This is a genomic window from Neobacillus terrae, from assembly GCF_011393025.1.
GTDB classification, from domain to species: Bacteria; Bacillota; Bacilli; order Bacillales; family Cytobacillaceae; genus Neobacillus_A; species Neobacillus_A terrae.
Map to the genome: position 1 here is coordinate 1 of NZ_JAAOEO010000048.1, position 12,632 is coordinate 12,632.

Annotated in this window: 11 protein-coding genes and 2 pseudogenes; 9 read left to right on the forward strand and 4 right to left on the reverse strand. The window is 34.2% G+C overall.

Features of this window, described 5'->3' with window-relative positions; genetic code table 11:
- Positions 1-279: 279 nt before the first annotated feature.
- Positions 280-1,539, reverse strand: a complete 1,260-nt coding sequence (locus G8761_RS25935) for a CYP152 family fatty-acid peroxygenase CypC (RefSeq protein WP_166030825.1) — start codon at positions 1,537-1,539, stop codon at positions 280-282.
- A 220-nt stretch (positions 1,540-1,759) separates the two neighbouring features.
- On the opposite strand from G8761_RS25935, the pseudogene G8761_RS25940 reads away from it, so the two are divergent.
- The 7 genes and pseudogenes from G8761_RS25940 to G8761_RS25970 all read left to right on the forward strand — a co-directional run.
- Positions 1,760-1,888: pseudogene (locus tag G8761_RS25940) on the forward strand (transposase); the annotation flags it as partial.
- Positions 1,889-2,295: 407 nt separating this feature from the next.
- Complete coding sequence (locus G8761_RS25945) at positions 2,296-2,745, forward strand: DinB family protein (protein WP_166030826.1); 450 nt, start codon at positions 2,296-2,298, stop codon at positions 2,743-2,745.
- 163 nt (positions 2,746-2,908) lie between these two features.
- Positions 2,909-3,277 carry a nuclear transport factor 2 family protein gene (locus tag G8761_RS25950; protein WP_166030827.1) on the forward strand — a complete coding sequence of 123 codons (369 nt, stop codon included), beginning with the start codon at positions 2,909-2,911 and terminating at the stop codon, positions 3,275-3,277.
- 464 nt (positions 3,278-3,741) lie between these two features.
- Positions 3,742-4,614 (forward strand): GNAT family N-acetyltransferase, encoded by an 873-nt coding sequence (locus tag G8761_RS25955; RefSeq protein ID WP_166030828.1) that lies wholly within the window; start codon positions 3,742-3,744, stop codon positions 4,612-4,614.
- 293 nt (positions 4,615-4,907) lie between these two features.
- Positions 4,908-5,180 carry an HU family DNA-binding protein gene (locus G8761_RS25960; protein WP_026568621.1) on the forward strand — a complete coding sequence of 91 codons (273 nt, stop codon included), beginning with the start codon at positions 4,908-4,910 and terminating at the stop codon, positions 5,178-5,180.
- Between the two features lie 315 nt (positions 5,181-5,495).
- Positions 5,496-7,292: a M3 family oligoendopeptidase gene (locus tag G8761_RS25965; RefSeq protein ID WP_166030829.1), complete on the forward strand. Its 1,797-nt coding sequence runs from the start codon at positions 5,496-5,498 to the stop codon at positions 7,290-7,292.
- A 1,003-nt stretch (positions 7,293-8,295) separates the two neighbouring features.
- Positions 8,296-9,000: a class I SAM-dependent methyltransferase gene (locus G8761_RS25970; RefSeq protein ID WP_166030830.1), complete on the forward strand. Its 705-nt coding sequence runs from the start codon at positions 8,296-8,298 to the stop codon at positions 8,998-9,000.
- 108 nt (positions 9,001-9,108) lie between these two features.
- Here G8761_RS25970 and G8761_RS25975 read toward each other — a convergent pair whose 3' ends face one another.
- From G8761_RS25975 to G8761_RS25985, 3 genes are read right to left on the reverse strand one after another with little or no spacing between them, the layout of a single operon-like run.
- Positions 9,109-9,636: a permease gene (locus G8761_RS25975; protein ID WP_166030831.1), complete on the reverse strand. Its 528-nt coding sequence runs from the start codon at positions 9,634-9,636 to the stop codon at positions 9,109-9,111.
- Positions 9,633-10,115, reverse strand: a complete 483-nt coding sequence (locus G8761_RS25980; RefSeq protein WP_166030832.1) for a hypothetical protein — start codon at positions 10,113-10,115, stop codon at positions 9,633-9,635. Before G8761_RS25980 ends, G8761_RS25975 begins: the two co-directional genes overlap by 4 nt.
- On the reverse strand, positions 10,108-10,449 hold the full coding sequence (locus G8761_RS25985; protein WP_166030833.1) for a PadR family transcriptional regulator: 342 nt from the start codon (positions 10,447-10,449) through the stop codon (positions 10,108-10,110). Before G8761_RS25985 ends, G8761_RS25980 begins: the two co-directional genes overlap by 8 nt.
- Before the next feature lie 264 nt (positions 10,450-10,713).
- Between G8761_RS25985 and G8761_RS25990 the strand changes: the two are divergent.
- A pseudogene (locus tag G8761_RS25990) lies at positions 10,714-10,988 on the forward strand (transposase); the annotation flags it as partial.
- Between the two features lie 432 nt (positions 10,989-11,420).
- Positions 11,421-11,714 carry a hypothetical protein gene (locus G8761_RS27980; RefSeq protein WP_166030834.1) on the forward strand — a complete coding sequence of 98 codons (294 nt, stop codon included), beginning with the start codon at positions 11,421-11,423 and terminating at the stop codon, positions 11,712-11,714.
- Positions 11,715-12,632: the final 918 nt, after the last annotated feature.

Consider the following 12,632-nt stretch of genomic DNA (forward strand, 5'->3'; position numbering starts at 1 on the left):
TTACCGTAAGGTAAACTACTATGAAAATCTAAGAAAACAGGAGAAAACGGGAGATTTTCCTTTCTTCATTGAGGGAGGTTAGCTTAATAAGGAAATAAAAAACATTGGGTGTTGAATCCCTGTTTTGGCAATCAAAAAATGTAGTTTATAGCAGTATGTTATTTGCATAGCAACTAAGCCGAAAACAAACAAGTCATGAATATAAACTTGCATATTTTCGGCTAATTTAAAGTAGCTTAATAGCTATTTTCATGATAATTGAGAAAAGAAGATAGAAAATTATATCCTCCTTTTAACATCTTTGATTACTAATTTACTATGGGGAATGCTTGGCATGCTGACCATGCTGTAACTTAAATCCTGGTTAGGAACTTCATAATCCATTCGATTCACAAGAAAATTAAGACTCACTTTCATGACTTCAATCGTGACCCATTCACCTGCACAGCGATGTCCTAAAAAATAATCGCCGCCACCCTGTGGAATGAATCCAAAGGGGGTTCCTTCCCATTTGGCAAACCGATAAGGATTGAATACATCGGGATTATCCCAAATTTCAGGGTCATGATTAGTCCCATAAATATCCAAAAGAGTTAATGTGCCTTCTTCAAATTTATAGCCTTTCCAAGTGAAATTTTTTTTTACCAGTGCCATAACAAAAGGAAAAAACGGATAAAAGCGACGAACTTCTTGTACAAACATCTGAGCATATTTTTCATCGCCTGATTTAAGTTTCTCCCTTTCTGCTGGATAATGATGCACTGCTAACACAATAAAATTGATAAATATAGCAATCGCCACAATCGGTCTCAATATATTGATTACTTCCACAGCAGCGGTCTCGGTATCCAGAAGGTTCCCCTCCAGTTCACGGTGCCAGGAAAATCTGTGTAATGCAGTACTTTCAGGTGGATTCACTGTCCCTTCACGAACCCTTTCAATGAGTTCTCCAATCCACTTTTCTACGCCATTTCGTGCATTTCTTCCCAGCCAATGATTTGGTCCTACTGAACCTGCCGACTCGAACATTGCCCCCAAATCATTTGCCAGATTCTTTATTTCGATTTCATCTACTGGTATGCCTGCCCACTGGCAGGCTATCCGACACATAATTTCCTTGGTTTCTTCATAAAGAATTACCTTATCCATCTGTTCCCATTTATCTACTGTTATCTCCCACTGTTTTTTTGTAATGTCAGTCAGTTTTTCAATTCCTTCCTGAGACATGATTGACATAAACATTTCCTTGCGATGTTTATGAGTCTGCCCGTCTAATGCCTGAACACCGTTCTTACCAAATAATGTTTGTACCGCCCGATTTGGTGCTGCATCTTTCCTTTTAAATTTCTCAGTATCATAAAAAACTTCCGCAGCTTCTTTTCCTCCCAAGCATATCGCTTTCTTTCCAAGGAGTCGGGTCCCAAAGATTTCAGAATTAAAACTGCGGCGTCTATTCAAAATGTACATATATCCTTCTCTCATTAGGCTTAAACTATGGTCTATTCCTTTTTCCTTAGGTATTTTTTTTGTATTTGACATACGTTCATCTCCATATTTTATTAGTAGGTCTTATTATTTGTAAGTTCTTCCTTGTTTACTCTTAAAAGGAGGATATAAGCTAAATTACTATTATTTACAGTTTTTAACTGGTATGGACTTTTAAGTGCCAAAAACAGAGGGGTAACGCTCTTTTTCTTATTCCAGTAACGGGGCAGGTGTGCGGCCGAGCCTAGGTCGTATCATATAGCGGGTGGGATTGAAGGAACTCCATGGATATCGGTATGCACGTTTCAGAGGGCTGAAGTCTGTCCAGATCCAAGCTTTCATGACCGCAACCTGCCAAAACATAAAAAAAATTGCCCTCCATCTCACCAAAAAGGGGAAATAGAGAGCAAAATCTTCTTCTTTTTTTACAATTCTACTACTTAGGAAAGTAAAGTTAACCATGAAAATACATATTATGGTAATTATGAAGATTTATCAACACTCTGTAAAAAACCTGTATAGAATTATTCTATACAGGTTTTTTATTGGGGGAATTCATATGATGGGTCGTAATGATTCTTCTTTTTAATGCAGATTGTGAAGAATTGTACTTAAAGTAACGGGGGCTTTTCTTCATTAGGAGTAAGCCTTTTTTTTCTGTTGTTCCACTAAAGGGCAGTTTAGTTGAAGAAGAATTCTTTTATTTCACTCGTTTTATGGGATTATATGGTAATATAAAAATAAGGAAAATTGATTCTTTGTAAGGTGAAATCCTATTGGAAAATTCAATCATTGGTGGGGTGATTCTTTTTGAAAACTATCCAAAAGATGTATGAGCATTTAAATTGGGCTAATCAATGTATCCTTGAAACATTGCAAAGTATTGAAGATGAAAATCAAGAGGTAAGCCGTTTGTTTTCCCATATCCTGCTTGCGGAAAAAGTATGGATTACTAGATTACGAGGATTGGACAGTTCACGACTGCCCATCTGGTCAGAGGTCGATATAGAAGTCTGTGCAGACCTTGTTATGCAAAACAAAGAGAGCTTAACAACGTATCTTGCTAATTTATCAAATACTGACCTAAATAAATCAATATCCTACACAAATAGTAAAGGAAAAGAGTTTAAGAATTCTGTAAGGGATATTTTAACCCATGTAGCATTGCACGGTCAGTATCATCGAGGACAGATTAACTCACGACTTCGGTCAGATGGTTTTGAACCAGTTAATATTGACTTTATTACATTTGTGAGATAGAAGTATCGGTTTATGATATGCGTCTATGTTCCAATAACAGGTGCGATACTTATATAAGGGGTATTGCTTTTTCTATTTGAGCTAACGAAAAGAAGACATAATAATGACAATGAAATAATAATATCTATATAGTATGTCTAACTACTTTAAGGGAGGCTTTAATATGGAGGAAAGTTTAATTATAGATTATGAAGAACGACTTCGAGAAGCGATGCTAATTGGGGATGTTAATAGTCTTGACAATCTGATTAATGATAACCTTATCTTTGTTAATCACTTTGGACAAATATTAACGAAGGAAGCCGATATTGAAGCACATCGTTCTGGAGTATTGAATTTTATTGATATCAAAATTTTAGACCAAAAAGTGATTCTATTAGGAAATTCTGCTGTAACTGTAACACGTGCTGCTTTAAAAGGGATATTTGGTATAGAGCCAATTGAAGGTGAAATGTGTTATTCAAGGGTTTGGCAAATGAATGGAGATAAATTAACAATCGTGTCAGGTCATTGTAGTTCAGTTCAGAAATAATTTTTATTAAAGTAACGGGTGTGATTCTTCAAGATGAAGGTTGCCTTTTTTCTTATTCCACAAGAAATTTTGTGAATTTTTTATACTTAAACTAAAGGGTGCTTATGTTGAGTATTGGTGTTGCTGCGGCAACTCCTTTTTTGGTTATTCAGTTAAAGGGACAGATAAGTTTAGGAAGATATAAAAATACAGAAAAAACCACTCTGGGTTTTCTTAAATGGAGAGTGAGGAGAACTTTCTTTTAAAGAAGTTAGGATATAAAAAAGACCTGGGGGGAACCAGTGCTGAAGAAATTACCTTTTTATAAACTAAATGTATCATTGTATTTTAAGTTTGTCTGTGAAGAATTTGTGAAACTGATTTCTTCAACAAACGGGCAGGTTAATTCAATTAAAAGTAAAAGTAGTATAGTATAATTTAGCATAAAAGAATTGAAATGCTGTTCGGAAGGAGGAGAATTCATTATGGTCACATACAATAAACCAATATTAGAATTATTCCAATTTGATAAATGTGATGTTCCAAAATTAATTGAGCTCTCTGCATCGGTTGGATGGGATTATGATGAAAAAGAAATTGGAACTGTTCTGTCATCTGGTAAAATATTTGGACATAAAAATGCTGAGGGGAAAATTGTGTCCAGTGCTGCGATAATTCCTTATGATACTTCTTTAGCCTCAATTGGTATGGTTATAGTTAATAAAGATTTTAGAGGTATGGGATTAGGAAAAAAGGCTACTAGGAAATGTATAGAAAGTGTTTCTAATGAAACTACCATTATGCTAATTGCAACAGAAGAAGGAAAACCCCTTTATGAAAAAATGGGCTTTAATACTGTTGATTTTGTTCATAAATATTTATGTGATGATTATAAAGTTGATACTAAACCGCTGATTAACAGTGATATTTTCATTGAAGAGTTTAATGGAGTTAATATTGATGAATTACTTAAACTTGATGAGGGTGCTTTTGGGGACAAAAGAACTCATTTTCTTATGAATAGAATAAAACAATCTGAAGAATGCTTAGTTGTAAAAGATAATAATGGAACAATTGTGGGGTATGGACTTTCCATTTTAGGTCCAATTAATCTCATATTAGGTCCTATTGTAGCACCAGACTTTCAAATAGCTTCGATTTTAATAGATAAATTATCTTCAAGTCATCAAGGGAAACTAAGAATTGATGTCCCATCAGGCACTGATGAGTTTATGATGTTTTTGGAGAAAAGTGGATTTGTTAATGTAAGTAAACCTCCAATAATGGTAATTAATTCTGTCAATATGCCTTCTAGAAACAATACATTATTCGGGATTGCAGCCCAAATTTTTGGGTAGTTTGTGAATAAATGTACTTAAACTAACGGGTGCAAGAGTTTAAGAAGGAGATCGCTGCGGCGGTCTTTTTTCTTGTTGAGCAAACGGGGCGGTTTAGTTAAAGAAAGGATTATTTGAAAAACAGAGAATAATGCATTTTATTTCGCCAAAGAGCCAGTTTTTATATTAATCTTCATGAAAAGGCAGGAATATACCTTTCTTTTATTTAATCTTATTTAATGACAAACATGTAGAACATATGTTATGTTTTTATCCCTACATAATTTAAAAATAAAAAGACGAGGTGTCTGAATATGAATAAAACAGAATTAGTGAATGCTGTTGTAACACAAACAGAGTTAACAAAGAAAGATGCTGCAAATGCAGTCGATGCATTGTTTGAAACCATTTCTAATACTCTTGCAAAAGAAGAGAAAATCCAGTTGATTGGATTTGGCACATTTGAGGTGCGTGAGCGTGCAGCTCGAACAGGTCGTAACCCACAAACTGGTGAAGAAATTCAGATTTCTGCTTCTAAAGTTCCAGCGTTTAAACCAGGAAAGGAATTAAAAGAAGCTGTTAAATAAGTTTGTATAGTTTTAAAGAATTGGCTCTAAGGTATGATCCCTAGAGCCTTTTTGTGTTTGAAATAGAATGTATTCAGGGAGGCTTTTTGGCCATTCGGCAATATTATTAATGAGATCAGGAGGAATTAGATTACTTATCAAAGTAGATTGTGAAGAATTCCGCTTAAACTAAAGGCAGAAGAGTTGAACAAGAGACATTGATCTTACAAAAATCAATGTCTCTTGTTATTGTAGGGTATTTTTACCTCTAAAATATGTTATGGTAAGAATACACGTTCGTTTTTGTTGAAATATACATATTTGGGGAGGTAACTAATGGAGACAATAAGCTATCCAAGAGTGTGGAATTTAGATAAGATTTTTATGGGGGGAAGCAAATCAAGTCTGTTTTTAGAACATATCAATCGATTAGAAGCTCTTTTACATGAACTAGAAGGTAGCGTTAAATCATTTTTTACTCCACTTTCAACAAAAGAAGTAATTAAAGTAGTCCATTTAGTAGAAAACATTGCAACCATTCGCTTGTACTTATCGCAAGCTAATTCGTTTATCACTTGTCTCTTTGCACAAAATCCAAAGGATCAAGATGCTGCGATTTTACGAGGAAAAGTTGCTCAAAAGGAATCCCGTTTTGAAAAAGAATTATCGAAAGTAAAGAAGATATTAACAAATACAAAGGAAGAAATTTGGGAAAACATATTAGAAATCGAAGAATTACAAGAATATAGATTTATTTTAAATGAATGGCGTGAAAATGCAGATAAGAATTTGTCAGAAGCGGAGCTAAATTTAATTTCAGATTTAATGGTTGATGGATACCATGCTTGGGGACATTTCTATAATAATCTAGTAAGTAGTATTAACGTAAATATTCAAATTAATGGAAAAGAAGAAAATCTATCAGTTGGACAAGCCATTAACTTGCGGTCGCACCATAATGAAGAAGTGCGTAAGGAAGCTCATTATATATTAGAGTCTACATGGAAAGAGAAAGAAGAATTATTTAGTAAAATAATAAATCACATTGCTGGCTTTCGTATACAAGTAAATAACAAACGTGGGATTAAAAGTGTAATAGAAGATCCTTTGAAAAAGAACAGAATGAAGGAAGAAACGCTGAATACGATGTGGACAGTGATCAGCAAATATAAACAACCTTTCTCGAATTACTTAAAGCGAAAAGCTGAAATGATAGGCGGACCAAGTATGAAGGCTTATAACTTTTGGGCTCCCGTTACAAAAAGTAATCAAGAGATAACATTCGGGGAAGCTGCTACACTTATTACGGAACACTTTAGTCAGTTTGGAACCGAGCTAGAAGGCTTCGTTAGGCAAGCTTTTTATGAAGGTTGGATAGAGGCGGAAGATAGTCCAAATAAGTCCGCTATTCCATTTTGTGCAGGTTTTCCACTAACAGGTGAATCAAGAGTTTTTATGACATTTAGCGGTACTTTTTTAAATGTGTTAACTCTTGTTCATGAACTGGGGCATGCTTTCCATAATCATGCCATGAAGTCTGTTAATGGGTTAAATAAGCGTTATCCGTTAAGTATTGCTGAAACTGCTTCAACCTTCTCCGAAATGATTATTTTTGATGCGGCTATGAAAAAGGTAAATTCAAAAGAAGACAAATTATTTATACTGGATGAAAAATTAAAACGTAGTGTAATGAACTTTATGAATATTCATTCGAGATTCTTATTTGAGCAGAGATTTTACGAGGAACGTAATGAAGGTATTGTTTCAGCCGATCGACTAAATCAGTTAATGGAAGAATCAATAAATGAGGCATATGCTGGTTCCCTAGAACAACCTTCAATTTATTCTTGGGTTTGGACACCACACTACTATATTACTCAATCGCCTTTTTATAATTTCCCATATACTTTTGGATATTTATTTGCATTGGGCATTTATGCAAAGGCAAAGGAGAAAGGAAAAGATTTTGAGAAAGATTATTTGAACTTACTCCGTGATTCAGGAAGTATGTCTGTGGAAGATTTAGTTATGAAACATTTAGGAGAAGATATTACTTTAGAGGCATTCTGGGAAAAAGGAATGGAATTATGTGTCAAAGATGCAGAAGAATTTATAAAACTAACATCTTCTTAAACCTATTGGAGTGTTGATCAAAAGAATGGATTGACGCTTTTTATGAGGAAGTTATTGTACTAACGGGGCTGGTTAGTGAAAGAAGTGCAAAGAAAAGCCATAATCATTTATGAGGTCATTAATAGAATCAATATAAAAACAAAATAAAAACCTCTAAATTATTTAGAGGCTTCTTATAAGTCAGTTCGCATAGCTCTATCAATAGCTAAAACTGTAGGTAAAATATCATCATAAGTTTCTAAAGTGTGATTATCCAAATAGGTTAATTGAAAACACTGGTTTAGGTAGCGTACTAACAACACAGGAACCTGTTCCTTGTTGTTGAAAGTTAATGTTATTTCGGAATTAGTACTGTTGTATAGTGTTTAGCATCGTTTCTATGTGGTTTAAGGTCATTTCGTCTTAGTCTCCCTTCTTTTATAGAGGAGGATGACTAAGAGAAGTCTCGAATTTCCTAAACAAAGCTATTTCTCTCAAGCATAACATAATAAAGAACGATAGATATAGTAGAGTTTGGAGAAGACAAGTGAATAATCTTGTTCCATAGTAAAAGTAGAATTGTTCAACGAGTATTTTATGTTTAAGTTATTATGAATTATCCTATTCGACTGGTGCTTTACTTCAATAAGGAGTAAAGCCTTTTTTCTGGTTCCATTAAGGGGTAGGTTAGTTTAGTAATTGCTATAAATGAAGATATCTACTTTCTGTAACAATGATGTAATATTTGTAATGATTAAATCTAACTCTTATAAATCTTCATACCCTTTTAACTAATCCAAAGCCTTAATTTGACATCGTTTTATGAAGATGTAGAATACCATTAAATTATATGTTTACTGTTAAATTGGTATCTTTATCACTCTTAAATTGGCATAAAGTGGTTGGATCGTGGGTTGGCTTTCTCCATGGAATAATATGATTTTAATATTGTCTTAACAAGAAAATAGGTAAATTTTAGTATAATTAAATTGAATCATATTTAATTGTAAAGAAGGGGTTAATTTTGAAAGAGACAATTTTGGATTATGAAGATTTATTGGAAATGTTAGATTCGTTATTGCGAGAACCAACGGAGTTTTGGGATAAATTTTACTCTGATCGTGAAAGAGGTATCCCTTTTTTTGTGAATTACCCCGACGAAAATTTAGCTGGTTACTTTGAAAATAATTTATTCCAATCAGGTAAAGTCCTTGAATTGGGGTGTGGCCCTGGGCGTAATGCAATTTATTTTGTTGAAAAAGGATGTTTGGTCGATGCGGTAGATTTATCCCGAGAAACCCTAAATTGGGCAAGAGAACGTGCAATTGAAAGGAATGTTAGAGTAAACTTTATCGAATCAAATATCTTTAACTTAGACATCGAAGAAGGTACTTATGACATTGTATATGATTCAGGTTGTTTTCATCATATTGCTCCTCACAGAAGATTAAGTTATATAAATTTAGTAAACAGGGCATTAAAACCGAATGGATTCTTTGCAATTACTTGTTTTGTCCCAGGTGGAGAGTTAGGCGGATCGGAAATATCGGATTGGGAAGTATATAGATTACTTAATCTTAAAGGAGGATTGGGTTATTCAGAGGAAAAGTTGAAATCTATTTTCAAAGATTTCAGGGTAATTGAAATAAGAGAAATGAAAGAAGTAAAACAACCAAATAAAGTATTTGGCGTAAATGGTTTAATGACTGCTGTATTCCAAAAATACTAATACTTATCCTAAAGTTAAATATGATCTCTTTCAGCAAAGTGCTCCTCAATTAGAATGTGAATCAAAAAGGATTTAAAATTGAGGACTAAAAGTATTAATGACTTAAATCTATACTTCCATGGTTGTATCATACTTTAGTAACTTTTGTTGACTATACATTCTCTCAAAAAGAATTCCTGTTAAATAGTAAAACACAAGGCCAAAGAAAATGTGAATAAGTGTAAATTTCAGACCAAATGATGTGAATTCATTCACTAGAACTGGCAATTTCACCGTCGACCAAGCTCCTAAGAAAAACACTATATACCGCACGCTAGCTCCTTTTTTCAATAATAGTACTGCGATTGGAAAGGCTATATAAAGTGGGCCTGCTGCTATGGTTGCTAGTAATAAGGTGAAGAAGACACCATATATACCTGATTTCTCACCCATATAACGAATAAGTGTTTCTTTCTTTACCCATTGATCCAATAATCCGACTAATATGAATATAGGAGGAAGTAGAAATAACATATCCAAAATACTTTTACCAGTTAACTGAACGGTTTTTATAGCAATAGCTTGATTCATAAATGTAATAATAAGTAATCCTAACAATAAAATGAAAAAGAAACGATATCTTTTTAGCTTTATCATGTCATCACCACCCAAATAATCAATGCAAATAAAAGAGACATTATTATGGAAGAAATATTTCTAGCATAAGCAAAATTTCTTCCGAAAGTTTTTTGTTCCATAGTTAAAGTAACAAGTCCTACAGACATCAATGTTGACATTAATACAGCTACTTGTGGAAGGGCAGCTCCATTCTGAACTAATGTATGTCCGAGAGGAAAGACGATAAAGCTTGGAACTAAAGCAATTGAGCCAATAATTGTGGAATAGATGATACCTAGGAAACCTGAATTTTCCCCAATAATGGAAGAAATAAGGGACGGTGTCAATAAAGATAATGCTAGCCCAATAAATAGCATAATCGCTAATAAATCTGGTAAAACATTTCGAAACATATTCCATGATTTTAATAATGCGGTTTTTGTTTTGAATTTGTCTTTTATGAAGGAAATTACCAAATATATAGAGGCTATCGCATAGAGAAATATGCCACTAATCATTATCTTGAACCTTCAATCCCTCAAATTTATCTAGGAAAAAAGCTAAATTTTTCATTTTTTCTTCAATATCTAGGTGAAATTCTTCTAATTTTCTTTTACCAATTGAAGTGATTTTGTACATCCTTATCGGTTTATCTTGCTCAGAAATTTTCAAATAAGATTCAACAGCACCTTCTTCCTCTAATTTTTTTAGTGTGCGATATAATATGGCACTATCAATTGGGTTGATGGGAAGCTCCTCCTCACATTTTTGTAGAAGTTTCCCCCCATAGTTATCTCCCTCTGTTAAAAACAGCAAAAGAAATGCACCTGTATGTCTCCCTGTATGTTTCATAAAAGATATACCCCCTATAATGTAATAAAATTTTCAGGCAACATATTACTGTTATTAACAGTATACTGTCAAAAACAGTAATATGTAAATATTTTTTCTTTATACTCAACAAAAAAATATAATGCTAAGGATTACACTAAACTAAAGGATACATATATACAGTTTTTTTTTGACTGTAATCATCGTAAATAAAATCTTGTGATTATCATTTTCTGTTGTGAAAAAAGCTGACTCATTATTAGTCATCTGCTCTTTTACCAGTAAAGCAAGGAACACCAAAAAGTGGTGACGAGGCATATCTGGCAAGGGTATGTGGAAGAGGTGGATCACCTGCGCCATCATAATGATGTGAAATCGGTTTATGAGAAGCGCAAGGAGACGATAGAACGTGTTTTTGCCGATGCAAAAGGAAAGCATGGCTGAGTTAGACAACTTTGAGGGGACTCAAAAAATTGTGGATGCAGGCGATGCTTACTTTCGCTGCCATGAATCTTAAGAAGTTGGCTAGGTGGACATGGAAAAGCCCAAAATTGGCCTAGAGAATAGGTTGGGAAAAACCTAACCTGCCTTTTCTGGGTGGAAAATTCCTAACAGTATACAAAAGGAATTCGGAATGAGACCATTTCGAACCCCTTTTGTCGACACTCTGGATGCTTAAAAAGCTTTGTTTTTTTTATGTATTGATGGTTAGTTTGCGAACAATTTCATCTAAGCTAACGGGTGCTTTGATCCAGGAAAAATTAGCAACTTTTTTTGTTGAATTCCTTATTGAACAAACGGGCAGGTTAGTTGAACAGCAAGACAGTAGTTATGACTATACCATATACCGAAAATAAAATAACAAACAAGAATTCACTTACAAATAGGCAAATATCTATTCCTCTTTGAACATGGACACATACACTATTTTTGAAACAATTTGAGGAGGAGATATATAATGGAAAGACAATTTTTTGGTGGCGGTATGGGTTATGGAGGTTATCCTGGTTATGGCTTGGGTTATGGTGGTTATCCTTTCCATCATCATGGATATGGAGCCTATCCTTTTTACCACCATCATGGATTCCATCATGGTTGTGGATGTTATCCGATTTATCACTACGGGTACTGTTGTTAACTTGCAAAATGGATTTAACCCTTGGAGCGATGTCTTCAGGGGTTTAAATTGTCTAAAAAGAATCATCATTACATACATTTTTAAGCTAAGTGTTGATTTTTATCGATTATTGAGCTACCGGGGCAGGAAAATTGAAGTACAGAAATGAATTGTCGCTTTTGACCCATAAGGCGAAGGAGGAAAAGGATTAACCTTTTCCTTGATTTAGTCAGTATTTAGGATATTTATCTCCCCCATAGTCTTGTAATATCAATTGGAACTATCAGGTCGGCGTAGTTTTTCCTCATATAGAACCCGATACAGATAAAGAAGGGCGTATTTTCTGGATAGGTATGCACCCTAAATATTTACGAAAAGGGTTGGGTCAGAGACTCCATTTAATAGGACTATACAGGTTACAAAATGAATTTAAAGCAAAATCCTATCTTGGAGCAACTAATGTTGATAATAGTCCTATGAGAAAAATTATGATAGAAAATGGATGCATTCAAAATAAAAATACTGTTATTTCATTGGAATATTGCATATAGATTGTTACGTTTTTCACTTAAAGTAATAGGGGCTTTCGTTTTACAATTAGGTTGCTGCGGCAGCCCTTTTTTCTTATTCGACTAACGGGGCAGGTTAGTGAAAGAAGTGCAAAGAAAAGCCATAATCATTTATGAGGTCATTAATAGAATCAATATAAAAACAAAATAAAAAACCTCTAAATTATTTAGAGGCATAGAAAAATGCTTGTTCAACTACCATGAAAATAAGTTTCTTTAAGATTGGAAAAATGACAATACTTAAGAAGACCCTGCTCAATCGATAAAAAAAGAGGGGAGCGTTAATTAATAAGTCTCTGGAGTGGCGTGGACTGGATTAAGGTCAGTATCAGTATTGACACTTCCTACCCATTTTCATTCTCTGTGGTGAAGTGCCGATTTTTGCGCTTCATGGAAGGCTAACGGGGGCTTGTGCGGCCGAGCTTAGGTCGTATCATATAACGGGTGGGATTCCCGTCGAGTAAGAACTAGCCATTCGCTCGTAGCGAGTCTTGGAGGGCTAAAGGTAACTTTAGTCT